General features: G+C 66.5%; 21 protein-coding genes and 1 tRNA gene. 14 read left to right on the top strand and 8 right to left on the bottom strand.

The window, feature by feature from the left end:
* Nucleotides 1–11: 11 nt before the first annotated feature.
* Together A9975_RS30405 and A9975_RS30400 are read right to left on the bottom strand one after the other, a co-directional pair.
* The gene (locus tag A9975_RS30405; protein ID WP_174424372.1) at nucleotides 12–680 is read right to left on the bottom strand and encodes a response regulator transcription factor; all 669 of its coding nucleotides are present in this window, start codon (nucleotides 678–680) and stop codon (nucleotides 12–14) included.
* A complete protein-coding gene (locus A9975_RS30400; protein ID WP_183035998.1) occupies nucleotides 677–2,113 on the bottom strand; it encodes a cache domain-containing protein in 1,437 nt (478 codons plus the stop codon). Before A9975_RS30400 ends, A9975_RS30405 begins: the two co-directional genes overlap by 4 nt.
* Nucleotides 2,114–2,505: 392 nt before the next feature.
* Between A9975_RS30400 and A9975_RS30395 the strand changes: the two genes are divergently transcribed.
* The 3 genes from A9975_RS30395 (at nucleotide 2,506) to A9975_RS30385 (ending at nucleotide 5,557) form a co-directional block, all read left to right on the top strand.
* Nucleotides 2,506–4,578, top strand: a complete 2,073-nt coding sequence (locus tag A9975_RS30395; protein ID WP_183035997.1) for a carbon starvation CstA family protein — start codon at nucleotides 2,506–2,508, stop codon at nucleotides 4,576–4,578.
* An 81-nt stretch (nucleotides 4,579–4,659) separates the two neighbouring features.
* Nucleotides 4,660–4,854 (top strand): YbdD/YjiX family protein, encoded by a 195-nt coding sequence (locus A9975_RS30390; protein WP_006162283.1) that lies wholly within the window; start codon nucleotides 4,660–4,662, stop codon nucleotides 4,852–4,854.
* 232 nt (nucleotides 4,855–5,086) lie between these two features.
* Nucleotides 5,087–5,557, top strand: coding sequence for a hypothetical protein (locus tag A9975_RS30385; RefSeq protein ID WP_174424369.1), 471 nt, complete (start codon nucleotides 5,087–5,089; stop codon nucleotides 5,555–5,557).
* A 339-nt stretch (nucleotides 5,558–5,896) separates the two neighbouring features.
* Here the strand turns inward: A9975_RS30385 and A9975_RS30380 are convergent, their stop codons facing one another.
* On the bottom strand, nucleotides 5,897–6,202 hold the full coding sequence (locus tag A9975_RS30380) for a hypothetical protein (RefSeq protein ID WP_150987611.1): 306 nt from the start codon (nucleotides 6,200–6,202) through the stop codon (nucleotides 5,897–5,899).
* A 192-nt stretch (nucleotides 6,203–6,394) separates the two neighbouring features.
* Between A9975_RS30380 and A9975_RS30375 the strand changes: the two genes are divergently transcribed.
* Entirely contained in the window at nucleotides 6,395–7,297 is a 903-nt protein-coding gene (locus A9975_RS30375; protein WP_183035996.1) for a LysR family transcriptional regulator, read from the top strand.
* 90 nt (nucleotides 7,298–7,387) lie between these two features.
* Here A9975_RS30375 and A9975_RS30370 read toward each other — a convergent pair whose 3' ends face one another.
* The 4 genes from A9975_RS30370 to A9975_RS30355 form a co-directional block, all read right to left on the bottom strand.
* Nucleotides 7,388–10,102 (bottom strand): DNA topoisomerase III, encoded by a 2,715-nt coding sequence (locus A9975_RS30370; protein WP_183035995.1) that lies wholly within the window; start codon nucleotides 10,100–10,102, stop codon nucleotides 7,388–7,390.
* A 269-nt stretch (nucleotides 10,103–10,371) separates the two neighbouring features.
* On the bottom strand, nucleotides 10,372–10,776 hold the full coding sequence (locus tag A9975_RS30365; protein ID WP_174424365.1) for a thioredoxin family protein: 405 nt from the start codon (nucleotides 10,774–10,776) through the stop codon (nucleotides 10,372–10,374).
* A 98-nt stretch (nucleotides 10,777–10,874) separates the two neighbouring features.
* Complete coding sequence (gene dprA, locus A9975_RS30360; RefSeq protein WP_183035994.1) at nucleotides 10,875–12,029, bottom strand: DNA-processing protein DprA; 1,155 nt, start codon at nucleotides 12,027–12,029, stop codon at nucleotides 10,875–10,877.
* Nucleotides 12,026–13,198, bottom strand: coding sequence for a LysM peptidoglycan-binding domain-containing protein (locus A9975_RS30355; RefSeq protein WP_183035993.1), 1,173 nt, complete (start codon nucleotides 13,196–13,198; stop codon nucleotides 12,026–12,028). Before A9975_RS30355 ends, dprA begins: the two co-directional genes overlap by 4 nt.
* A gap of 162 nt (nucleotides 13,199–13,360) precedes the next feature.
* On the opposite strand from A9975_RS30355, the gene def reads away from it, so the two are divergent.
* The 10 genes from def to A9975_RS30305 all read left to right on the top strand — a co-directional run bounded on the left by def (nucleotide 13,361) and on the right by A9975_RS30305 (nucleotide 23,985).
* Complete coding sequence (gene def, locus A9975_RS30350) at nucleotides 13,361–13,876, top strand: peptide deformylase (RefSeq protein WP_150987600.1); 516 nt, start codon at nucleotides 13,361–13,363, stop codon at nucleotides 13,874–13,876.
* 123 nt (nucleotides 13,877–13,999) lie between these two features.
* Nucleotides 14,000–15,013 carry a methionyl-tRNA formyltransferase gene (fmt, locus tag A9975_RS30345; protein ID WP_183035992.1) on the top strand — a complete coding sequence of 338 codons (1,014 nt, stop codon included), beginning with the start codon at nucleotides 14,000–14,002 and terminating at the stop codon, nucleotides 15,011–15,013.
* A gap of 91 nt (nucleotides 15,014–15,104) precedes the next feature.
* On the top strand, nucleotides 15,105–15,746 hold the full coding sequence (locus tag A9975_RS30340; RefSeq protein WP_183035991.1) for a LysE family translocator: 642 nt from the start codon (nucleotides 15,105–15,107) through the stop codon (nucleotides 15,744–15,746).
* Between the two features lie 187 nt (nucleotides 15,747–15,933).
* A complete protein-coding gene (gene htpX / locus A9975_RS30335) occupies nucleotides 15,934–16,794 on the top strand; it encodes a zinc metalloprotease HtpX (protein ID WP_043350911.1) in 861 nt (286 codons plus the stop codon).
* Between the two features lie 232 nt (nucleotides 16,795–17,026).
* A complete protein-coding gene (gene rsmB / locus A9975_RS30330) occupies nucleotides 17,027–18,379 on the top strand; it encodes a 16S rRNA (cytosine(967)-C(5))-methyltransferase RsmB (protein WP_183035990.1) in 1,353 nt (450 codons plus the stop codon).
* Nucleotides 18,380–18,554: 175 nt separating this feature from the next.
* On the top strand, nucleotides 18,555–19,274 hold the full coding sequence (locus tag A9975_RS30325) for a DUF4390 domain-containing protein (RefSeq protein WP_183035989.1): 720 nt from the start codon (nucleotides 18,555–18,557) through the stop codon (nucleotides 19,272–19,274).
* Nucleotides 19,271–21,739 carry a PAS domain-containing sensor histidine kinase gene (locus A9975_RS30320; protein ID WP_183035988.1) on the top strand — a complete coding sequence of 823 codons (2,469 nt, stop codon included), beginning with the start codon at nucleotides 19,271–19,273 and terminating at the stop codon, nucleotides 21,737–21,739. The genes A9975_RS30325 and A9975_RS30320 overlap by 4 nt, the downstream gene beginning before the upstream one ends.
* A gap of 52 nt (nucleotides 21,740–21,791) precedes the next feature.
* Complete coding sequence (locus A9975_RS30315) at nucleotides 21,792–22,496, top strand: response regulator (RefSeq protein WP_183035987.1); 705 nt, start codon at nucleotides 21,792–21,794, stop codon at nucleotides 22,494–22,496.
* 60 nt (nucleotides 22,497–22,556) lie between these two features.
* Nucleotides 22,557–22,632 (top strand) — tRNA-Phe (locus A9975_RS30310).
* A 552-nt stretch (nucleotides 22,633–23,184) separates the two neighbouring features.
* On the top strand, nucleotides 23,185–23,985 hold the full coding sequence (locus A9975_RS30305; RefSeq protein ID WP_183036031.1) for an MIP/aquaporin family protein: 801 nt from the start codon (nucleotides 23,185–23,187) through the stop codon (nucleotides 23,983–23,985).
* Here A9975_RS30305 and A9975_RS30300 read toward each other — a convergent pair.
* The coding region (locus tag A9975_RS30300; RefSeq protein WP_183035986.1) for a carbohydrate porin at nucleotides 23,969–25,163 on the bottom strand (1,195 nt) is incomplete at its 5' end. The genes A9975_RS30305 and A9975_RS30300 overlap by 17 nt on opposite strands.

Raw genomic sequence — 25,163 nt, 5'->3', positions numbered from 1 at the left:
GTGGGCTTTTTTCATTGGGACCCGGCAGGGCCGCCCTCCGTGCTCCCTTGCTCCACGGCGAACTTCACCAGCTCCGCGCGGCCTTCGATGCCCAGCTTGCGCCGCAGGTTGAGCCGGTGGGTCTCGATGGTGCGCACCGACACCCCCAGCGCGGCGGCAATGTCCTTGTTGGCCTGGCCGCGGCCGATACAGTTGAAGATATCGCGCTCGCGCGGGGTGAGCGCATCGAGCGGCCCGGCGGCCGGGGTTTGCTCGGCCATGCTGCGGGCAATGCGGGCGCTGTAGAAGACGCGGCCGGCCAGCACCGCGGCAATCGCGGCCATCAGCTCGTCGGCGGGCGCATCCTTGAGCACATAGCCGCGCGCGCCGGCGCGGATCGCCTGGCGCACATATTCGAGGTTGTCGTGCATCGACACGATCAGCACGGCCAGCTCCGGATAGTCCTCATGCAGCGCGGCGGCCAGGGCGATGCCGCCCATGCCTCGCATGCCGATGTCGGTGATGACCAGTTCAGGCATGTGCTCGGCGCTGGCCCGCGCCAGCCAGGCCAGCGCGGCCTCGCCGTCGTCGGCTTCGCCCACCACCGCAAGCTCGGGCTGCAGGCTAAGGCGCATGCGCATGCCGTCGCGCACCAGCGCATGGTCGTCGATCAACAGGACGCGGGCGGGGGCTGGGGTCATGAGTGGGGGTTTCCTTGTAAATCTGGCGAATCCGGCCAATCCGGCGAATCCGGGTTGTGGCGTGTGGCCGGCTGCTGCGGCACCACCGGCACCGCCGCGCTCAGCCGGGTCGAGCCCGGCCCGGAGACGATATCGAACTCGCCGCCCAGCGCGGCGATGCGCTCGCGCAGGTTGCGCAGGCCGATGCCGCGCTTCGGATCGAGCTGCATGCGCGCCACGTCGAAGCCGGCGCCGTCATCCTGCACGGTCAGCCGGGTAGCGTTGGCATCGAACGCCAGCACCAGCGTGACGTGGCGCGCATGCGCATGCCGCTCCACATTGGTCAGCGCTTCCTGGGCGATGCGATAGAGGGCTGTGGCCTGCTCGTCAGCGAGTTCGCGCGGCTTGCCCGTGTGCGACACGGAAATCTGCAGCCCGCTGCCTTCTTGCATCTCGCGTGCCAGGTGCTCCAGCGCGGCGAACAGGCCAAGGTCATCAAGCAGGGCAGGCCGCAGGTTGCGCGCCACCCGGCGCACCTCATTGAAGACCGTATCCAGGCGGACCAGCGCCGTGCCGAGCACGGGCGCCACCGACTGGCCTTGTTCCGGGGCCATGCGCAGGCGGTTGGCGGCCGTCTCCAGCAGCAGCTTGACCGACACCAGCAACTGGCTGATGCCATCGTGCAGCTCGCGCGACAGCCGCGCGCGTTCCTCTTCCTGCGACTGCACCACGCGCTGCGCCAGCTGCCGCAGTTTGGCGTCGGCCTCGCGGTGCTCGCTCACATTGAGCGCCAGGCCGCTGGCAGCCACCAGCAGGATGCTGATCGCGGCAATCACGCCGATCCACGCCATGGTCTCGCGGATATCGGTCTCCGCCCGCGCATCGAGCTGGCGCAGGGTGCGCTCCACGTCGTCGAGATAGATGCCGGTGCCCAGCATCCAGTTCCACTCCGGCACGGCGACCACGTAACCCAGCTTGGGGGCCAGTTGCTGCGAGGAGGGCTTTCTCCACATATAGCGCACCGATCCACCGCCGGAGCGGGCCGCGGCGATCAGCTTCTGGATGGTGAGCGCGCCCTGCGGGTCCCGCAGGCTCCACAAATCCTGTCCGACCAGCTCGGGCTGGCGCGGGTGCATCAGATTGCGGCCTTGCAGGTCGTAGAGGAAGAAATAACCGTCGGGGCCGTAGTCCAGGCGCGCCAGGGCCTGCATGGCGGCGTCCCGGGTGGCCGCATCGTTGTGGCCCGAGCGCACCATCGGCGCGATCGCGCTTTGCGCCAGTTCTACGTAGTGACGCAGCTCGGTTTCCTTGCTCTGCAGGTAGGCCGCCTCGACCAGGGCGCGCTCGTGGCTTGCCAGCTGGGTGGCTTGGTAGCGCACGGCCAGCGCGATGCCGAACATGGCCACGGCGAGCGGCGCGACGGCCAATAACAGGATTTTCTGACGGAGTTTCATCGGGACCGGGGTAAACACGGATGACGCGCAAGCCGCATGCGAGCGTCGATCTACGTAGTAACACGCAGCATCGCTGCGTAGTTCCGCGCTTGTGCCGCCAGGGACGGCTGTCAATACTACACGCCGGACGCGCGCGCGCCGCCCAAGCGGCGTTGTGCCCGCGTCCTGCGCAGTGGGTGCGGCTAGCGTCTATGCTGTTTGCATCGCCCGCCTGCGACGACCAGATCCGGATCTTGCGAGACATACCGGGCGTCGACGGAGACATGGCAGGGACCATCCCGCCACCCAGCCCTCCGCCCGCCGCCACCAGGGGACGCCGCCCGCGCGCCCCCCTTGCTTCCGGCACCTGCCGCCGCCGGCATTCTTAAATATGGACTGAGGAGACCCTCATCATGAATCGCATCGGGCAACACCTGGTGTGGCTGGCCGTCGCCATCCTTGGCGCCTTCGCCTTTGCCACCGTTGCACTGTCTCGCGGCGAAGCTGTCAGTGCCTTGTGGATCGTGGTCGCCGCGATCTGTATCTATCTGATCGCCTACCGCTACTACAGCAAGTTCATCGCCGAGAAGGTGATGCAGCTCGACCCCAAGCGCATGACGCCGGCCTGGCGCCATAACGACGGGCTGGACTACGTGCCGACCAACAAGGCCGTGCTGTTCGGCCACCACTTCGCCGCGATTGCCGGCGCCGGCCCGCTGGTGGGTCCCGTGCTGGCCGCGCAGATGGGCTATATGCCCGGCATGCTGTGGATCCTGGCGGGCGTGGTGTTTGCCGGGGCGGTGCAAGACTTCATGGTGCTCTTCATCTCCACGCGCCGCGACGGCCGCTCGCTGGGCGACCTGATCAAGTCCGAGATGGGCACGGTGCCGGGCATGATCGCGTTGTTCGGCTGCTTCATGATCATGATCATCATCCTGGCGGTGCTGGCGCTGATCGTGGTGAAGGCGCTGGCGGACTCGCCCTGGGGCACGTTCACGGTGGGGGTGACGATTCCTATCGCCCTCTTCATGGGCATCTACACGCGCTACATCCGCCCGGGCCGCATCGGCGAGGTGTCGGTGATCGGCTTCGTGCTGCTGATGCTGGCCATCATCGGTGGCCAGTACGTGCATGAGAGCGCCGTGCTCGCGCCGCTGTTTACCTACGACGGCAAGGCGCTGACGTGGATGCTGATCATCTACGGCTTTATCGCCGCCGTGCTGCCGGTGTGGCTGCTGCTGGCTCCTCGAGACTATCTCTCCACTTTCCTGAAGATCGGCACCATCATCGCGCTGGCCATCGGCATCCTGATCGTGGCGCCGGAGTTGAAGATGCCGGCGTTCACCCAGTTCGCCAAGGGCGGCGGCCCGGTGTGGTCGGGCAACCTGTTCCCGTTCCTCTTCATCACCATCGCCTGCGGCGCGGTGTCGGGCTTCCACGCGCTGATCTCCTCGGGCACCACGCCCAAGCTGCTTGAGAGCGAGGCGCATATGCGCTTTATCGGTTACGGCGCGATGCTGGCCGAATCGTTCGTGGCCATCATGGCGCTGGTCGCGGCCTCGGTGATCGAGCCGGGCGTGTACTTCGCCATGAACAGCCCGGCAGCCGTGATCGGCACCTCGCCGGAATCGGTGGCCCAGGTAGTGTCGGGCTGGGGCTTCGTGATCACGCCGGATGTGCTGATCCAGACCGCCAAGGACGTTGGCGAGAACTCCATCATCTCGCGCGCCGGTGGCGCACCGACGCTGGCGGTGGGGATTGCCCACATCCTGCACCAGGTGGTGGGCGGCCAAGCCATGATGGCCTTCTGGTACCACTTTGCCATCCTGTTCGAGGCGCTGTTCATCCTGACCGCGGTGGACGCGGGCACCCGCGCCGGGCGCTTCATGCTGCAGGACCTGCTGGGCAGCTTCGTGCCCTCGTTCCGCCGCACCGACTCGCTGCCGGCCAACCTGATCGCCACCGCGCTGACCGTGTCGTTCTGGGGCTACTTCCTGTACCAGGGCGTGGTTGACCCGCTTGGCGGCATCAACACGCTGTGGCCGTTGTTTGGCATCTCCAACCAGATGCTGGCCGCGGTGGCGCTGGTGCTCGGTACCTGCGTGCTGGTCAAGATGAAGCGCGGGCAGTACGCCTGGGTCACCCTGGTGCCCACCATCTGGCTGCTGATCTGCACGCTGACCGCCGGCTGGCAAAAGCTGTTCGACGCCGATCCCAAGGTCAGCTTCCTGACCCATGCGGCCAAGTTCAGCGACGCCATCGCCCAGGGCAAGGTGCTGGCCCCGGCCAAGTCGATGGAGCAGATGCACCGCATCGTCTTCAACGACTACCTGGATGCCGGGTTATGCGCGCTGTTCATGTTCGTGGTGCTGTCGATCGTGTTCTACGGTTTCAAGACCGCGATGAAAGCCCGCGCGGAAAACCGGCCGACCGACCGCGAAACGCCGTTCGAACCGATGCCGGCTTCGGCTTCGGCGCAGCATTGAGTGCGTGCGCTGGCCACCGGCCAGCGCTGACCCGATATCGGGATCGGATTTGGAATTGGATTTGGAAACAGGAGATCCATCATGCTTGAGCAACTTGGAACCATGGGACGCTACCTGGGCCAGTCCCTGCGCCTGATGGTGGGTTTGCCGGATTACCAGACCTATGTGGCACACATGGAGGCCACCCACCCCGACCGCGAGCCCATGACCTACGAGGCGTTCTTTCGCGAACGGCAGGAGGCCCGCTACGGCGGGGGGCAGGGAAAATGTTGCTGATCTGCACGTGGCACGCGGGGTTCGCTCAGGGGGAATGTGAGTGTGCGTAGCAGCACATCGATCCTAACCCCGTAGCAACTCCGCGCTTCACGCCGTTAAAGAACGGGCCGCTAATTCTGGCGGCCCGTTTTACGTTTCTGCAGCGGTTACAGGGCCTTACACGTGGTTACAGCAAGCTCGCGGCTACATCTCTACACTTGCGCCACAGTTGCTCAATCCAAGGAAGAAGAACATGTCTCGGCATCCCGTTCGCAGTTTCACCCTGGCCATCGCCCTGGCGGCATCCGCGCTGCCGGTGTTTGCGGGCGATATGAATAATGCCCTCGGCGGCGCACTCGGCGGTGTCGCCGGCGCGGCGGTTGGCGGCGCGCTCGGCGGCTCGACCGGTGCGGTGATCGGCGGCGCGGTTGGCGGCGGCGCAGGCGGCGCGGTCACGTCCAACCGCCGCGAGCGCACTGGCGCCATCATTGGCGGCGCGCTGGGCGGTGGCGCAGGCACGGCAGCGGGCAACGCCATGGGCGGGCGCACCGGCGGCCTGCTGGGTGCGGCGGTTGGCGGCGGTGCAGGCGCGGCGCTGGGCGGCAACGTCTCGCGCAGCAACTCCTACGCTGACGAACGCGGCCGTGGCTATCGCGACGACCGCTACTACCGCAGCGGCTACAAGCGCAAGCACGGCCGTGGCCACAACCATCACGACGACTGATCTGCCAGGCGCAGGCGGGGATCATCCCCCGCCCGCCGACAGTCGGCCTGCGATGCCGGCAACAAGAACGGGCCATGACTGGCCCGTTTTTTTTGTCGTGACTGATGCCGCTGCGGCCCGAAAGCCTCGCCGGGGGTATCATGCATCACCCGACACCCGTAAGCTTGCACAGCAAAAGCGGCGCCCTGAAAGCAAACACGCCCGTACCGGCGTGGTACGGGCGTGTCCTCCAGTTAGTACGGAGAAGGCGCTTTCGCACCCTCCCCGTCGGCCTGTGGAGATCAGCCGAAAGGGGCAGAACCGCCATAAGATGCGGTTCCCGCCGACAGGCCGCCTGAATTACAGGGCAGCGGCGCCGTCGGTAAATACGTCGAACTTGCCGGCCTTGGCGCCGTCGGTGTACGGGTCGAACTTGCCAACGCGGGCACCGTCCGTGAACGGGTCGAACTTGCCGGCACGGGCGCCGTCGGTGAAGCTGTCGAACTTGCCGGCCTTGCCGCCGTTGCTGTAGACCGAGGTCTGGGTGGCACGGGCGCCATCGGTGTACGGGTCGAACTTGCCGGCCTTGGCAAATGCGGGGGCGGCGGTCAGGGCGGCTGCGAGCGTGGTGGCAGCGGCGATCAGGGCGAAACGTTGGCTTTTCATGATTGAATCCTTTCCACAGGCAGGACACCTAGTCTTCTCAGCAGCCTTCGCTGCAATGCGGCATCCGATGGCTTCATATTAGGCATTTCCCTGATATGAATAAATATCGCCCCCGACAATGATTAGTTGTAGTTTTGACAATAAATAGCCCACTTTCCGTAAAAGTTCGCGGGCAGGACTGGAGACTATGTCATGGACCGGCTGCAATCGATGCGCGTCTTTTCCAAAGTGGTCGAACTCGGCAGCTTTGCTCGTGCAGCGCAACAATTGGAAATGTCCAATGCGGTAGTCACGCGCTACGTAGCCGACCTGGAGAGCCACCTTGGCACGCGGTTGCTGAACCGCACCACCCGCAGCCTTTCGCTGACCGACGCCGGGGAGACCTACCTGCAGCGTTGCCAGCAGATCCTGGAAGATGTGGAGGAGGCCGAATCGGTAGTGACGGCGCGCAGCCAGTCGCTCTCGGGCACACTGCGGCTGGTGGCGCCGGTGATGTTCGGCCTGCACCTGCTGCCCGCCACGCTGGCACGTTTCCAGGCCCTGTATCCCGAGGTGGTGTTCGACGTGCTGTTATCGGACCGTATCGTCGATATCGTCGAAGAGGGGCGCGACGTAGGCGTGGTGTTGTCCGACCTGGGGCTGGGCTCGCACCTGGTGGCGCGCCCGCTTATCTCGGCAGAGATCATCCTGTGCGCCTCGCCAGGCTACCTGCGCCAGCACCCGCCGCTGCGCCAAGCGCACGAACTTAGCAGCCACCGCTGCATCGCGATGCGCATCCCCACCGCTGAGCATGAATGGACGCTGTCGGGCCCGGAGGGCGAGGTGACGGTGCCGATCCGCCCGGGCCTGCTGTGCAGCAATGCCGAGTTGGCGCACCAGGCGGCGCTGGCCGACATGGGTGTGGCGATGCTGTCCGCCTATCTGGCGCGGCCGAATATCGAAGCGGGGCGGTTGACGCACATCCTCCAGCAATACCGACTGCCGAAGCGCGATGTCAGCGTGGTCTATCCCAGCCGCAAGTTCCTGCCGACCAAGGTCCGCGCCTTTATCGATTTCCTGCTCGAAGAGGGCAAGATCCGCAACGACAACCAATAAGCGGAACGCGGAATCGAGGGCGACTGATCGAGGGCTAATAAAGGGGGAAGGGAAGCGCGGAGCCGGCAGGATGCCGGCTCCGCGAGCGACTCACTCTTGCTCGGCGTCGGCCGTGGCTTCGTCGTCGGCGCGCGACTTGCCGGTAGCGCGCTTGGCTGCTGGCGTCTTGGCCGCGGCTTTCTTCGCCGCGGGGGCCTTCTTGGCAGCGGGAGCCTTCTTGGCCGCCACCTTCTTGGCCGGCGCCTTGGCCTTGCTCACCGTTTCCGCGGCCTGATCCTCGTCGCCAGCCTTGGCGGACGCGGTCTTGGCCGCAGCGCCCTTGGCCGCCGTCTTGGCGCCCGCCTTGGGCTCGCGTGCCTCGAACTCGAAGCCGATCTTGCCGTCCGGCTGCTTGGCCAGGAAGGCCTTGAAGTTGCGCCCGGTGCGCGATGACTTGAAGCCGGTCAGCAGATCCGTGCGGCCCGCGCCCAGCAGCTTGCCGATCTGCTCGCGCGAGATCTCCTGCTGCAGGATGATCTTGCCCGTGGTGAAGTCGCAGCTCTTGGGCACGGCCACGCTGTTCTCGCACACGTACTTCATGCCGTGCTCGTACACCGAGCCACCGCACTTAGGACAAGCGCCAACCGCTTCCTGGCCGGTGAAATCGACCGGCTCGCCGTCGTTGTCGTCGTCATTCTGGCCGAAGTCGAATTCCATCTTGTAATGGCCTTCGTCGTCCTTGCCCAGCTTCAGGATGGCGGCAAACGGCCGGCCCATCTTGCTGCGGAAACCCTGCAGCGGACCGATTTCCTTCTTCAGCAGCAGTTCTTCGACTTCGTCGATCTCGAACTGGCGCCCACCCGGGATCTTGCTGATCGAGAACTCGCACGCGGTGCAGGCAAAGCGGCGGTAGTTCTCCTTGACCTGGCTGCCGCACTGCGGGCATGGCGTGGCCAGCGTGGCATAGTCACCCGGGATGGTGTCGCTGTCGTATTCCTTGGCGCGCTTGACGATCTGCTGCGTCATCTGCGCGATCTCGCGCATGAACTCGTCGCGCTTCAGGCCGCCGCGCTCGATCTGCGACAGCTTGTGCTCCCATTCGCCGGTCAGCTCGGCCTGGGTCAATTCCTGCACGCCCAGGCCGCGCAGCAGCGTCATCAGTTGGAAGGCCTTGGCGGTGGGAATCAGCTCACGGCCTTCGCGCACCAGGTATTTCTCGGCGAGCAGGCCTTCGATGATGGCCGCGCGCGTGGCTGGCGTGCCCAGGCCCTTGCCGGCCATGGCCTCGCGCAGCGCGTCGTCGTCCACCAGCTTGCCGGCGCCTTCCATGGCGGACAGCAATGTGGCTTCGTTGTAGCGTGCGGGCGGCTTGGTGGTCAGCATCACGCCGTCGACCTTGTCGACCTTGACGCGCTCGTCCTTGGCCACCGCCACCAGGTTGGCATCGTCGCCCTGGGCTTCACGCCCGTAGACCACCAGCCAGCCGGGATTGACCAGGACCTTGCCTTCGGTCTTGAAATGATGGCCCGCCACCTCGGTGACGCGGGTGGTGACCTGGAACTCGGCCGCCGGGAAGAACACCGCGAGGAAGCGGCGCACCACCAGGTCATACAGCTTCTGCTCCGGCTCCGAGAGGTTCTTCGGGGCTTGCAGCGTCGGGATGATTGCGAAGTGATCGCTGATCTTGCTGTTGTCGAAGATCTTCTTGTTGGGCTTGATCCACCCGCTGGCCAGCACCTTCTTGGCATGCGGCAGGTAGTTGGGCGAGCTCTCGGCCAGCATGTCCATGGTCTGCTTGACCGTGTCCATGTAGTCCTCGGGCAGCGCGCGCGCGTCGGTACGCGGGTAAGTCAGCACCTTGTGCTTTTCGTACAGCGCCTGGGCCAGGCCGAGGGTGTTCTTGGCCGAGAAGCCGAAGCGCGAGTTGGCCTCGCGCTGCAGCGTGGTCAGGTCGAACAGCGCCGGCGACTGCTGCGTGGACGGCTTGGACTCTTCGGTGACGGTGCCGGTCTTGTCACGGCAGGCCGCCACGATGCTCTTGGCTTCGGCCTCGCTCCACAGGCGCGACTCGCGCGCCTCGGGATCGAACTCGCTCTTCTTGAACTTGGGGTCGAACCAGCGGCCTTCGTAAAGGCCGGCGGCGGCGATGAACTCGGCGCGCACTTCCCAGTAGTCGCGCGGGACGAACTTCTTGATCTTCTCTTCGCGCTCTACGACGATCGACAGCGTGGGGGTCTGCACCCGGCCAACCGTGGTCAGGAAGAAGCCGCCGCCCTTGCTGTTGAACGCGGTCATGGCGCGCGTGCCGTTGATGCCCACCAGCCAGTCGGCTTCCGAGCGGCAGCGCGCGGCGTCCGCCAGCGGCAGCATGTCGGCATCGTCGCGCAGGCGGGCGAAGCCGTCGCGGATCGCCTGCGGCGTCATCGACTGCAGCCACAGGCGCTGCACTGGCTGCTTGGCCTTGGCGTGCTGCTGGATCAGGCGGAAGATCAATTCCCCTTCGCGCCCCGCGTCGCAGGCGTTCACCAGGCCGGTAACGTCCTTGCGCTTGATCAGGCGGTTGAGCACCTTCAGACGCGACTCGGTCTTGGCGATCGGGCGCAGGTCGAAGTGGGGGGGAATCACCGGCAGGTTGGCGAAGCTCCACTTGCCTCGCTTGACTTCGTATTCGTCCGGGGCGGCGATTTCAACCAGGTGGCCGACGGCCGACGAAAGAACGTAATCGTCACTTTCGAAGTATTCGTCATGCTTGGTAAAGCCCCCGAGGGCACGGGCTATATCGGCAGCAACCGATGGCTTTTCCGCGATGATGAGGGCTTTTGACATGGATCGGGTCCTTGCTGGCCGCACTCTGGCGGCCTGCGAATTATTGCCACTAAGGGCTCTGCACTATATGTAAACAGCGAGCTTGCGGCTTTGAGGCGCCAATAATAAGCGCGGTTCCGACGGCGGTGCAAGCAAGCTGCCGTCGCGGTCGCCGTCAAACGGGCGCTGCTGGCATGCGGGCCGGCCCTGAACAGCCGCCGCCCACTTCGTTTTTTGACTGCAATCCGGCGCTCGTGCTCCTGGCTTGCCCCGGGCGCAGATGACCGGGGTTAGTCGTCGTTAGCGCGCGGCGCCAGCCACTCCAGCACGTTCGGCACTGCTGCGCCGGCCGTTGGCGCCATCGCCGCGCCGCGCGCCAGCATGCGTTCGAGCACTTCAATATGCGGCAGCAGCGTGCCATAGAACTGCGCCGCGCCACCCGCCGCTGGCTGCACCAGCAGCGTCGGAAAATTATCGATATCGAGGTCGCCCAACTGGTCGGCATGGGTTTCGATATCGATCCAGACGAAGCAATCGCCAGGAAACCGTGCAGCAAGCGCCGCAAACGCCTCCTGGTAGGTCCCGCAGGTGCCGCACCAGGCTGCACACAGGCAAGCTACCAGGCGGCCTTGCGGACGCGCTGCCAACACCTGGGCGATTGCGCCCTGGTCCTGCTCCGGAAAGTAAACGGTCATGATGGGGGAAACATGAGCCTTTTCAGGCACGGGAAATCGTTTGATTGTAGCGGTCGCCAGGAAATCCGTATTTCGGCCGGCGATACCGGGGTCGCTCACTAGCTTACCCGGCGATAGACATTGCCCGGCAGCCGCTCTACCGCGCCCGCCAGTTCCAGTGTCAGCAGGCTGGCCACCACTTGCTCGGGCGGCAGGGCGGTGCGTGCGCACAGCGCATCCAGCGTAACGGGGTCGTGGGTGAGCGTCAGGCCGAGGACATCGTCCAGCGCCGGCATGGGCGCAGGCGCCACCGGCCGGGCGGCATCCCCGGCCATGCCGAGTTCCTCGAGCACATCCTGCGCGGTTTCCACCAGCTTGGCGCCCTGGCGGATCAGCAGGTGGCAACCCTTGGACAGCGGCGCATGGATCGAGCCGGGAATGGCATAGACCTCGCGTCCCATCTCGGCTGCAAGCCGCGCGGTAATGAGCGACCCGGAGCGGGCGGCCGCCTCTACCACCAGTACGCCGCGCGCGAGCGCCGCGATGATGCGGTTGCGCTGGGGAAAGTGGTGGCTGCGCCCGGGCATGCCGAGCGCGAACTCGCTGACGATGGCGCCATGGGCCGCGATGCGGTGGGCCAGGTCGCGATGCCGGGCGGGGTAGACCAGGTCGGCGCCGGTGCCGATCACCGCCACGGTACCGCCAGCACCTTCCAGAGCGCCTTCCAGAGCCCCCTCGTGCGCTGCGCCATCGATGCCCAGCGCAAGCCCCGACACCACCGCCAGCCCGGCGCCGGACAACACGCGGGCAAAGCGTCGCGCATCCTCCGTGCCCTGCACGGTGGCGCTGCGCGCGCCGACCATGGCAATGGCCGGGCCGCCAAGCGCGCCCAGCTGGCCTTTGACGTACAGCACCAGCGGCGGGTCGGACAGATCCAGCAAGGCACGGGGATAGGCGGCATCGGCCAGCGTCACCACATGGTTGCCGGGCTCGGCGGCCCAGGCCACGGTGCGCTCGACCAGTGCCCTGGTGACAGCATCGGGCGGTGCCAGCAGCGCCCGGGCGTGCTTCTCGGGGATGACCGCCGCCAGTGCGCTGACAGTCTGCGCCAGCAACTGGTGCGGCAGCCCGAACGTGGCCAGCAACCGGCGCAAGGCTCCTGTGCCCAGGCCACGGGCACCGGTCAGCCGCAGCCATGCCTCGATGTCGGCAGCGCTGCGGGTGGTGGTGTGCACCAGCGCCGGGTTGGTGCCGGTTGCTGCCAGCGCGGTCAACGCGGCGAAGTCACGCGGTCGCCCACCTCGATCGCGTTCGAGGCGTCGGTGACCAGGGCGTAGGCCACGCCGGGAAACACGCGGAACACGAAGGCCAGGCCATAGCGCTCGTCGGGCAACTGGATGGCGCGGTTGCCATCCGTGCGATCGCGCACCACCTGGCCGGCGCGCGACAGCGCAAGCACGTGGCCGGGCTCAAGGCCCGCGGCGGCGCCGATATTGAGCACGACCACCTGTTTGGCGCCACCGAACTGCACGCCGCCGTAGACGGCCGCGATGCGGCCATCAAGCATGACATCCGGCGCGCGGGGCACATAGCGCACCGGCTCGCGCGCCGGCTGGGGCATCAGCAAGGTGCCAGCGCCCATTTCCTGCTGGGCCGCCGTGACCTTGACGGAGGTTACCGCGTCGAAGCCTTCCGGCGGCCGCGACACGCGAACATTGCCCTGGTACTCGGCTTCATAGCCCAGCACGCGGCCGGTAACCGGGTCCTTGACCGGCTTGACCGGCTTGAAGGCCTGCCAGTCGCTGCCGACCACCGCCTCGGGCGGGGAAATGCCGCGCGCATAGGCGGTGTCGCCCATGCCCAGGTAGACGCGCGACTCGGGCAGGGCAATGATGCGCGCCGAGGTCTCCAGCGTGCCCTGGTCCACCACCAGCGGGCGGATCAGGAACGGCTCGATGTCCTTGGCGGGAATGCTGGCGATGGCGCCATCGGGCCCACCTTCGCTGCGCACGCTTGGCGTGAGCCGCACCGTGCCGCCGGCATCGGGGCTGGTGGAAAGCCAGGCGCGGCCGTCGCGCTGAATCAGGTACAGGACCTGGCCGGGATATATCAGGTGTGGATTGCGGATCTGCTGCTGGTTCATCCCCCACAGCTCGGGCCAGCGCCAGGGCTGGCGCAGGAAGCGCCCGGAGATCCCCCAAAGCGTGTCCCCCCCTCGCACGACATACTGCTGGGGCGCGTCAGGTGCCAGGTCGGCGGCGGCAATGCCTTGCTGCGCGGTAACGGTGGCCTGGGCCCGCTGGGCCGGGGTGACGGTAAGATCGGCGGCATGTACTGGCGCCCCTGTGACGGCAGTGATTCCGGCCGCACACAACATCCAACGGGCAAACGCGTACGGCCTGCGGCCCGGCGCCGCCTGGTGTTCTTTGGTAAGATCGCGCATTTTCTCGAACCGGCTGGCAGAACAGCCGGATTGACCCTGGAGAGCGTGCCTGTTGCGGCGCGCCTTGAATTTTTGTACTTGCGCCCCGATTCTGCATGTAAACACCCGTAGCCGCAACGCGCGGGTCACATGTGTGAGCGGCAGGCGTTGCGCCCCAGCATCATGGCTAAACTCGATATCCTGACCTACCCCGATCCCCGCCTGCATACCGTGGCAAAACCGGTTGCCGTGGTGGACGACCGCATTCGCAAGCTGGTAGAGGACATGGCCGAGACCATGTACGAAGCCCCCGGCATCGGCCTGGCCGCGACCCAGGTGGACGTGCACGAACAGGTGGTGGTGATCGATATCTCCGAGACCCGTGACGAGCTGCAGGTCTTCATCAACCCGGAGATCGTGTGGTCCAGCGACTCCCGCAAGGTGGCGGAAGAGGGTTGCCTGTCGGTGCCCGAGGTCTACGACCGGGTCGAGCGCCCGGACCATGTGCGCGTGCGTGCCCTGAACGAGAAGGGCGAGCCCTTCGAGATCGAAGCCGACGACCTGCTGGCCGTGTGCATCCAGCACGAGATGGACCACCTCAAGGGCAAGGTCTTCGTCGAGTACCTGTCGCCGCTGAAGCTTCAGCGCATCAAGTCCAAGCTGGTCAAGCTGCACAAGCGCGAACGCACCCGCATGTAAGGCAGCCGCGGCCGGCCGCGCGCCGGCACTGGCCGGCTAGCGGTCTGCTATCGTATTGCCTTCCCGATGAATCAAGTTACCGGCCGCTGATGCGGCCGGTGCCGCTTTATGCCGGAGCGTGCCATGTCCCAAGCCGCAAGCCCATCCCAAGCGCTGCGCGTTGCCTTTGCCGGCACGCCTGAATTCGCCCGCGTGGCGCTCGAAGCCATCCACACCGCCGGTTTCCCGGTGGTGGCGGTGCTCAGCCAGCCCGACCGGCCAGCCGGCCGCGGCCTGCAGCTGCAGGCCAGCCCGGTCAAGCAGTACGCGCTGGAGCGCAGCCTGGGCCCGGTGCTGCAGCCACGCTCGCTGCGCCGCAACGGCAAGTATCCCGAAGAGGCCGGCGCCGCCGTGGACACGCTGGCGCAGATCGCCCCGGATGTCATGGTGGTGGCCGCCTACGGCCTGATCCTGCCGGCCGAGGTGCTGGCGTTGCCGCGCTACGGCTGCCTGAACATCCATGCCTCGCTGCTGCCGCGCTGGCGGGGCGCCGCGCCCATCCACCGCGCCATCGAGGCTGGCGATGCGCAGACCGGCATCACGCTGATGCAGATGGACGAAGGGCTGGATACGGGCGCGATGATCCAGGGCGAAACCGTGCCGATCGGCCCCGGCGACACCACCGGCACCCTGCACGATGCGCTGGCCGCGCTGGGCGGGCGCATGGTGGTGGAAGCGCTGCGCCGCCTCGCCGCGGGCCAGCCGCTCACCGGCACGCCGCAGCCGGCCGAGGGCGTGACCTATGCCGAGAAGATCGCCAAGGAAGAAGCCCCGCTGGACCTGCGCCGCCCGGCTGCAGCGCTGGCCGCCCAGGTGCGCGCCTTCAATCCGTTTCCCGGCGCCACCGTGCAGGTCGGCGAGACCGTCATCAAGTGCTGGCAGGCCCAGCCCCTGGCGTCCACGGCCAGCCACCCGCAGGCGCCGGGCACCGTGCTCGCGGCGGATGCCGATGGCGTGGTGATCGCCTGCGGCGAGGGCGCGCTGCGCGTGACCGAGTTGCAGAAGCCGGGCGGGCGCCGCGTGCCGGCCCAGCAGTTCCTGCAAAGCATGCCGCTGCCGCCGGGTACCCGCTGCGCCGTGGCTGGCGGCACGGCATAATCGCCCTGCGCTTGCGGCAAAGCCACGGTGGCTGACTTGCCGCGGCGCGCTGCGCGCCCCATTTCTGTCGCTTATCCACCGGCAGCCAACCATGCTCGGCATTACTGACCTTCCCTTGTTCGTCGGTGCGGTGTTCCTGCTCAATGTGACGCCTGGCCCGGATACCGCCTATATCGTCGGGCGCAGCGTGGCACAGGGCAGGGCGGCGGGCGTGGTCTCGGCGCTCGGGGTCAGTGCTGGCTGCTGCGTGCACTCGCTGGCCATCGCCTTCGGCCTGACGGCGTTGCTGGCGGCATCGGCCACCGCCTTTACCCTGATCAAGTTTGCCGGCGCAGCCTATCTGGTGTGGCTTGGGCTGCGCCTGATCTGGCAGCGATCCGCGTCCCCCGGCGCGGACGCGGCCCCCGCTGCCCAGCCGGGCAAGCGCGGCCTGCGCGCTTTGTTCATGCAGGGCTTCCTCACCAATGTGCTGAATCCAAAGGTGATCCTGTTCTTTATTTCCTTCTTCCCGCAGTTCGTGGATCGCAACGCCGAGCATCAGGCCCTGGCATTCCTGGCCCTGGGTGGCGTCATGGTGGCGATGTCGACGCTCTGGAACAGCCTGGTGGCATGGATGGCGGGTACCCTGACCCGCCGCGCCAGCGAGGTGCCGCGCCTCAAGTGCTGGCTGGATCGCATTGTGGGCATGGCGTTCATCGGGCTGGGCGCGCGCCTGGCCTTCGCCCAACGCTAGGAACAGTTGCCGAACCTGCTGGCGCAACGAACGGCCGCCGGCACCGGCTGCCCTTTTTTTAGGCAGGTGACGGTTGAATTTCCGGGGCGGGGTACTATCTAAACAGCACCGCGTCACGCTTTCCGTAGCACGGCCAGTCCGGCCACCGGGCGCGCGCGCGAGGATGATTTTTTCGGAGATCACGACAATGTTCAACTGGGTCAAGACCTTCATGCTGATGGCCGCCATCACGGCGCTGTTCATCGTCATCGGCGGCATGATCGGCGGCCGCAGCGGCATGATGTTCGCGCTGATCATGGCGCTGGGCATGAACTTCTTCTCTTACTGGTTCTCGGACAAGATGGTCCTGCGCATGTACAACGCGCAGGAAGTCGACGCGAGCACGGCACCGCAGTTCTACGGCATGGTGCAGGAGCTGGCGCAGCGCGCCCAGCTGCCGATGCCGCGCGTGTACCTGATCAACGAGGATGCGCCCAATGCCTTTGCCACCGGCCGCGATCCGGAGCATGCCGCCGTGGCGGCCACCACCGGCATCCTGCGGGTGCTGTCGGAGCGCGAGCTGCGCGGCGTGATGGCGCACGAGCTGGCTCACGTGCAGCACCGCGACATCCTGATCTCGACCATCGCCGCCACCATGGCCGGCGCCATCGCCGCGCTGGCCAACTTCGCCATGTTCTTTGGCGGGCGCGACGAGAACGGCAACCGCTCCAACCCCATTGCCAGTATCGCGGTGGCAATCCTTGCCCCGCTGGCGGCCTCGCTGATCCAGATGGCGATCTCCCGCGCCCGGGAGTTCGAGGCGGACCGCGGCGGCGCCACCATCAGCGGCGACCCGCAGGCACTGGCGATGGCGCTCGACAAGATCCACCGCTATGCGCAGGGGATTCCGTTCCAGACCGCGGAGCAGCACCCGGCCACGGCGCAGATGATGATCATGAACCCGCTTTCGGGCAGCGGCATCGCCAACCTGTTCTCGACCCACCCGGCGACCGAGGAACGGGTGGCGCGGCTGATGCAGATGGCACAGACGGGCGTCTATCCGGTGTAAGCGCGGCCCAGTCGAGGCACAAGCGCGGTCCAAGCCGCCGCGCTACCCCCTCGCCGCGGCCAGCCAGGCGCAAAAACGCCGGTCCCCGCCACATACAGGGTAAACTGCCCGCCGTGCTTCCCCGGAAGCGGCGGGCAGTGTTCTTTTGGCCTCGCCCGGCCTTGCCGCCAGTCCTCGCCGCTTGCGGCTTGCCCCCTGCCACCCCGTTTTACCGTCTCACTGCCCCACTGTCATGCGCCTGCAACACGAATCCCTCGCCTTCCAGATGCTCGCCGCCGCGGCTGCCGTACGCGGCGTCAACGAAGGCAGCGCGCTGCCGCTGGCCATCGAGAATGCCGCCGCCCAGTACCGCCTGGACCGCGTGCGCGACGCCGCCACGCGTGGCGCCCTGCAGGACCTGGCCTATCGCACCATGCGCCAGTTCGGCACGGCGCGCGCGCTGGTCACCAAGCTGGTGACCCGGCCACCCGGCGCGCTGGTGGACTCACTGCTGGCCGTGGCCCTGGCGTTGCTGGTCGAGGACGAGCAGGGGGAAGGGGGTTATACCGAGTTCACCGTGGTCGACCAGGCCGTCAGCGCAGCAGCCTCCGAGCCCAAGACCGCGCACGCACGCGGGCTGGTGAACGCAGTGCTGCGCCGTTTCCTGCGTGAACGCAAGGCACTGCTGGCCGAAGTGCGCCAGGACGACGAAGCGCGCTGGAACCTGCCCGCATGGTGGCTGGATGCGCTGCGCAAGGCGTACCCGGACCAGTGGACCGCGCTGGCCGAGAGCGCCAATGTGCGCCCGCCCATGACCCTGCGCGTCAATACGGCGCGGGTCTCGGTGCCCGACTACCTCAAGCGTGTGCTCAATGCCGGCATGGCGGGCGTGGCCATCGGCCCGCAGGCCGTGCGGCTGGTGCGTGCGTTTCCCGTGTCGCAGATTCCCGGGTTTGCCGAGGGCGACGTCTCGGTGCAGGACGCCGGCGCGCAACTGGCAGCTCCGCTGCTGGACCTGGCCGACGGCCAGCGCGTGCTCGATGCCTGCGCCGCGCCCGGTGGCAAGACCGGCCACATCCTTGAACTCGCCAACGTGGAAGTCACCGCGCTGGAGAGCGACGCGCAGCGCGCCACCCGCATCGACGAGAACCTCGCACGCCTGGGCCAGCAAGCCACCGTGGTGGTAGGCGACGCAAGCCGCCCGCAGGACTGGTGGGACAACCGCCAGTACGACCGCATCCTGGCCGACGTACCGTGCTCCGCCTCGGGCATCGTGCGCCGTCACCCGGACATCCGCTGGCTGCGCCGCGAGGTGGATATCCCGCGGCTGGTCACCGAGCAGCGGCGCATCGTGTCGCAGCTCTGGAACCTGCTCAAGCCGGGCGGCATCCTGGTCTATGTCACCTGTTCTATTTTCCCAACGGAGAACGAAGAGCAGGCGCGCTGGTTTGGTGCACAGCTACCAGATGCGATACGATTGCAAGCGCCCGGCCAGATGCTTCCGGGTAGCAAGGATCAGTTGGCCGGTGGCGGAAATGGCAGCCTGGAAGGCCTGCCCACCGATCACGATGGCTTCTTCTACGCCCGTTTCCAGAAACGATCCTGACCGATCCCAATCGATCCCAATGCCGAACCCGCTTCGCTTGTTCGTCCTTCGCGTCCCAGACGACAGTGCGTGCGTGTCCCTTGCTGCAGCTCGTGCAGCTGGTTCAGTAGCCGGCGTCGGCCCGATATGCAGCGCGCGCGCGCGGCTGGCGTCGTGGTGGCTCGCGGCGACGATCATGCTCGGTATCCTGATGACGCTGGTCGCACTGCCGGGCACGGCGCGCGCCGACGGCATTGAAGTCAACGAGGCCCGCATCGAGTACCAGGATGGCGGCTTCGATCTGGCCGCGAGTTTCGATTTCGATCTGCCGCCGCCGCTTGAAGACGCGCTCAACAAAGGCATCTCGCTGTATTTCGTCGTCGATTTCCAGCTCTCCCGCCCTCGCTGGTACTGGTTCGATGAAAAACCCGTCAATGCCAGCCGCAGCGTGCGGCTGTCCTACCATCCGCTCACGCGCCAGTACCGTGTGTCCACCGGCGGCCTGCAATTGCCGTTCATGCGCCTGAAGAGCGCGCTGCAGTTCATCCAGCGCGTGCGTGGCTGGCGCGTGTTCGAGCGCAGCATGGTCAAGCAGGGCGAGACCTACCAGGCCGAAGCGCGCATGCGCCTGGACCTGACGCAACTGCCCAAGCCGTTCCAGATCAACGCCGTCAACACCCGCGAGTGGAACCTGGCATCGGAATGGCGGCGCTTCAGCTTCACCGTGCCGAGCGAATTCCCGCCGCCGCCCGCGCCCACACCGCCGCCACAACTGGTGCCCGTGCCCCCACCGGCGCCGGCGTCTGCCGCGTCCGCCGCGGTGGCAGGCGAAACGCGTGCGGTGCCGTTCGCGCAGACCGTATCGACCGTGCTCTCTCCCACCACCCTGGTGCAGCCGGCCGCGGGCCAGCCATGAGCGCCCCACCCAGCCTGTGGGACAGCCGGTTCCGGCGCGTGCTTTACCGCGTCGTGGCGGGCATCATCGTGTTCCTGGCGCTGGTGCTGGTGGCACTGCTCGCCGGCGCCTCGGCCAATACCGAATTCTTCGATCGGTACTTCACGCTGCTGTTCAAGATCAACCTGGTGATCGGCATCCTGCTGGTGCTGATCATCGGCGCGCTGGCGCTGACCCTGTGGCTGCGCTACCGCCGCGGCAAGTTCGGCACGCGGCTGATGACCAAGCTCGCCGTGTTCTTCGGCGTGGTGGGCGTGCTGCCCGGCGTCCTGATCTACCTGGTGTCGCTGCAGTTCGTCTCGCGCAGCATCGAGTCCTGGTTCGACGTTCGCGTCGAGACCGCGCTCGAGGCCGGCCTCAACCTTGGCCGCTCCACCATCGACAGCTCGTTGTCGGACCTGCAAGGCAAGGCGCGGCTGATGGCCGACCAGCTCACCAGCTCGCCCAACGTCGCTACCTCTCTGCAGCTCAACCGGCTGCGCGAGCAATACGGCGTGCAGGAAGCCGCCATCTTCACCGGCAGCGGCCGCGTGATCGCCACGGCGTCGAGCAACTATGCGTCGCTGGTGCCGGACCTGCCCTCTGGCGTGCTGGCCGAGCAGGCCCGGCTGGCCGGCGGCTATGCCGCGGTGGAAGGAGGCACAGATCCATCCGTCGATAGCCATCACCAGCCCGAGCGTACCGATGGCGCCCACCTGTACCGGCTGCGCGTCATCGTGCCGCTGGGCCCGGCGCCCGCCGCGCAAACCGACGCACCCCCAGCCGCGGATAGCGCCAGCCGGCCCGCGGGCAAGCCGGCCCTCAATGCTCCCAGCCGCTGGGCCGGGTCGGGGCTGTCTGTCGAGCGCCGCCCCGAGGACGCCGCATCGTCCGGGTTCGGGCTGGTGGGCGACACGGTGCGCGAGGAGCGCTACCTGCAGGTCGTGCATCCGGTGCCGGCAGCGTTGGCGCGCAATGCCGACGAAGTCCAGCGTGCCTACCAGGAGTACCAGGAAAAGGCGCTCGGCCGCACCGGCCTGCGCAAGATGTATATCGGCACGCTGACGCTCACGCTGTTCCTCGCGGTGTTCATTGCCGTGATGCTGGCGCTGCTGCTCGGCGGACAGCTGGCGCGGCCGCTGCTGATGTTGCTGCAAGGGACCAAGGAAGTGGCCGAGGGCGACCTCTCGCCCAAGCGCGAGCTCAAGAGCCGCGACGAGCTCGGCATGCTGACCCAGCAGTTCAACATGATGACGCGCCAGCTGTCGGAAGCGCGCATCGCGGTGGAGCAGAACCGCAGCGCGCTCGAGAAATCGACGGCGTATCTCGAGAGCGTGCTGCAGAATCTCACCGCCGGCGTATTCGTGTTCGATCGCAGCTTCGTGCTGATCACCGCCAACCCCGGGGCCGAGCGCATCTTCCGCCAGCCGTTCGCCGGCGCACTGGGCCAGCCCATCGACAGCATCCCGGCCCTCGGCGATTTCGGCGACATCGTGCGGCAGGCCTTCTCCGAGCAGAGCACCAGTGAAATGCTGGGCGGCGCGCAGCACTGGCAAAAGCAGATCGAGCTGCCGCAGAGCGACGAGGAACAGGCACTCACGCTGCTGGTGCGCGGCGCGCGCCTGCCGGGCGGGCGCGGCGATGAGCGCGACGAACCTGGCTACGTGGTGGTATTCGACGACATTTCCGATGTGATTTCCGCTCAACGCTCGGTGGCGTGGGGCGAAGTGGCACGACGCCTCGCGCATGAGATCAAGAACCCGTTGACCCCGATCCAGCTCTCGGCCGAGCGCCTGCAGATGAAGCTCTCGCCCAAACTGGAGGGCACCGACGTCGACGTGCTCAAGCGAGGCGCCACCACCATCGTCAACCAGGTGCAGGCCATGAAGCGCATGGTCGACGACTTCCGCGATTACGCCCGCACGCCACCAGCGCTGTTGCAGTCACTGCAGCTCAACGGCCTGGTCGCCGAAGTGCTGCATCTCTACGGCATCGACGACACCGCCACGTACGAGCACGCCGTGATCCATCCGTCGCTGGCCGCCTGCCTGCCCGAAATCAAGGGCGATCCGACCCAGCTGCGCCAGGTGATTCACAACCTGCTGCAAAACGCGCAGGATGCGGTGGCGGACAACCTCGGCGCGGCTAGGGCGGCGCCCCATATCGCTCTGCACACCGAGACTGTAGAATACAAAGATTCTGCCGGCGAAGACCGGCAGGCCGTCAAGCTCACCATTGCGGATAACGGTCCCGGTTTCGCTCCGCGTATCCTTAGTCGCGCGTTCGAGCCGTATGTGACCACCAAGGCCAAAGGAACAGGCCTGGGTCTTGCGATGGTGAAGAAGATCATTGACGAACACGGCGCACGCATCGAGTTGCGCAATCGCATGGAGGGTTCCGACATCATCGGGGCGCAGATCTCCATCCTGTTCGTTAAACTGGCATAGTCAATGTGCGGCCCCGAACCCGGCAAGCCGCGGTGGGGTCAAGAGGGGAAGTATGGCAACCATCCTCGTAGTCGACGACGAAATGGGTATCCGGGAGTTGCTCTCGGAAATCCTCAGCGACGAAGGCCATGTGGTCGAAGTGGCAGAAAACGCGCAGAAAGCGCGCGAGTACCGTGCCGGCAATACGCCTGACCTGGTGCTGCTTGACATCTGGATGCCCGATACCGACGGCGTCACGCTGCTCAAGGAGTGGTCGGCCCAAGGCTTGCTCTCCATGCCCGTCATCATGATGTCGGGTCACGCAACCATCGATACCGCGGTGGAGGCAACCAAGATTGGCGCGCTCAATTTCCTCGAGAAGCCAATTGCCTTGCAAAAGCTGCTTTCGGCAGTCGAGCAGGGCCTGGCGCGTGGCATCGAGCGTCCGCGCTCGGGCGTGGCCGCAGGCGCGGCGCTGCCCGCGAACGGCACTAGCGAAGGCACGGCGGCGATTGCCGCGGAAAGCGCCGCCGAGACCGCCAATGGCAGCCCGCAACGCTTGCCCGAAGCCGAGATGCATTTCTCATTCGACATGCCGCTGCGCGAAGCACGCGACCTGTTCGAGCGCGCTTACTTCGAATACCACTTGCTGCGCGAGCACGGCAGCATGACCCGCGTCGCCGAGAAAACCGGCCTCGAACGCACCCACTTGTACCGCAAGCTCAAGCAGCTTGGCGTGGAACTCGGCCGCAACAAGCCGGAACCTGCGGAACAATGATGCGGTGATGCACGCAGCGCTTGACCGGGTCGAAAAGCGCTGCTATAGTTTCGCTTCTTTGGCCCGGTAGCTCAGTCGGTAGAGCAGAGGATTGAAAATCCTTGTGTCGGCGGTTCGATTCCGTCCCAGGCCACCAGCATTACGAAAAAGCCCAAGATCTGAAAAGGTCTTGGGCTTTTTCCATTTTGGCCCAATCCCATTGTGGCCATCGTTTCATCACTGCCTTGCCGGACCTTCTTCCGGCGCGCCTGAGAGGCGCAAGCCTGGCGCACCAGTCTTGCGCCATCCACACGCATATCGCCGCTTAGAACGCGGCCTGGACGCGTCTATCACCTCCATTGCGGCGGCCTCGCCCCAGGCGCGCAAACCCTTGCAATACCGCATGCCACCGCCTAATGTTTAGGCACGAATTCGTCCGTCCAGTGCCGTCGCGTCCGCGATTATCGGCATTGCGCTAATTACCCCAAAAATCCGCTTTTCGCATTGGATCCTGACCGCCGATTTTCGCGATGTCATGTCACCATCCATGCCATCCCGATAGCGAATCAGCCAGGCACGCCAAGCATTCGATACCACCGGTTCATTCAAAACAACCCAAGCATGCATTGACGCTGCAAGGCGAAAGACGAAACACTGCGCGCTCCCGCCCATCACTGCAAACCCGATGCACGCGCCTTCCCCCGATGCCATGGCCGACCCGGCCCACGCTGCCGAACCGCACAGCGCAAGCGTACCTGCGGCTGCGAGCACGCTCTGCCAGCGCCTGGTCGCGGAAGGACTCGGCACGGCGCTGCTGGTAGCGGTGGTGGTGGGCTCGGGCATTCGCGCGCAGCAACTGGCCGGCGGCAATGTCGCGCTGGCCTTGCTGGCGAACTCGCTGGCCACGGGCGGCGGGCTGGTTGCATTGTTGCTGGCGCTGGGACCGATCTCGGGTGGGCACTTCAACCCGGTCGTCACCCTCTCGGCGATGGTGCGTGGCGCGCTGCCGGCGCGCGATGCCTGGCGCTACGGACTGGTGCAGATGGGCGGCGCCATCGCGGGAGTCGCCTGCGCGCATGCGATGTTTGGCGAGCCGATGCTGGCCTGGTCGGCGCAAAGCCGCACCGGGCCATCGATGTGGTGGAGCGAGTTTGTTGCCACCTTTGGCCTCATCGGCATAGCGATTGGCACCGGGCGCAGCCGGCCCGGGCTGGTGCCGTTCGCGGTGGCGGGCTATATCACTGCGGGGTACTGGTTCACGGCATCGACGTCATTCGCCAACCCGGCGCTGACCCTTGCGTGCGCGCTGACGGCAACCTTCACCGGCATTCGCGCCATCGATGTGCCGGGCTTCGTGCTGGCGCAGCTGGCGGGCGGGCTGAGCGCCACGCTGGTCTTCCACTGGCTGCTGCGAGCACCCGCGGTGCTGCCGGGCCGCGCGCCGCTCACGCGCAAGACGCCGTGGCGAGCAGCGGCTGCAGCCGCTATCACGCCTACCAGCGGCGATTGAGCTGTACGCCGAAGATGGAGCCCGAGGTCTGCGAAGCCCAGGTATCGGCGGGTGAGGCAAAGGCGATGCCGTCCACGTCGCTGGCCTTGCTGTAGGTGTAGAAGGCGCGCAGGTTGGCATTGCCGGCTGCCTTGCCAAGCGTGAAGGTAGGCGCCACGGTCACCGCCGTGCGCTGTCCGCTGGCGCCAAAGCCCGAAGAGATCTGATCGTGCGCCACCTCGAAGGTCAGCTTGAACTGGTCGCTCGCGATATAGGCGGGGCGCACGCGCGTGGCCATCCACTGCAGCGTGCCCACCGGCGAGCGGTCGAACTGCATGCTGGACTCGACCGAGCCCGCCAGGCCCAGCCCCGAGCGCTGCTTCCACTCCATCGATTCAGCCACGCGTACCCGCGACAAGGCGGGCCCCATGCCGGTGTAGCCGGTCAACGCGTTACGGCTGCCCTCACCAAACTGCATGCCGAAGCGGTTGGTGCCGGCGAGCACGCCTTGCTGCTCGTGCATGGCTGACACCCACCACGCACTTCCGGTCTGCTGGATCAACGGCTGCGCTTCCACCCGCGTATAGCCCAGTTGCACCGAGCCTTTCTCATTGGTGGCGATGGGCGCGGTGCGCAGCGAGTGATAACTCGGCAGGTTGGCGCCATTCAGGTCATTGCGCGCGGTGTACTGGTAGTTGAGCGCGATATCGCCAAAGCGGGCGTTATCCACGCCGAAACGCATCGCCGGCGACGTAGGCGGCAGCAGCCCCGACGACATCAGGAACGATGAGCTCTCGCGCCGGCCGGCCCACATCGTGGCGCCGTCCAGCACCGACAACCCGGTGACCGAGGTATAGATCTGCGGCAGCAGGGCATAGGGATCAACCGCGGCCGGGCGGCCATTGATCGACGTGGCATCGGTCCCCTTGGCCTGCGCCACCAGTTGTACCTGTGCGCCGCCGTCCAGCGAGAACAGCGACTCCTTGACCTTGACCTCGCCGGTGCTGCGGCAGGCGAGTCCGCCGCCGATGCCGGTGGACAAGGTGCCACCGCCAGCGCAGGCACGGGTGGCGGTGGTGCGATCGTCATACGCGGCGCGCCCGCTGTAGCCGAGCCGCCAGACCTGCTCGCCGGCAGGATCATCGGCGGGCAGCTGGGACACCAGCGCATAGCTCTCACCGGCCAGCGCCGGCGTATCG

This window comes from Cupriavidus sp. UME77, assembly GCF_014170355.1.
Taxonomy (GTDB): Bacteria; Pseudomonadota; Gammaproteobacteria; order Burkholderiales; family Burkholderiaceae; genus Cupriavidus; species Cupriavidus basilensis.
Note: the sequence above shows the minus strand (reverse complement) of the source record. Positions and strands in the feature narration are given on the sequence as shown.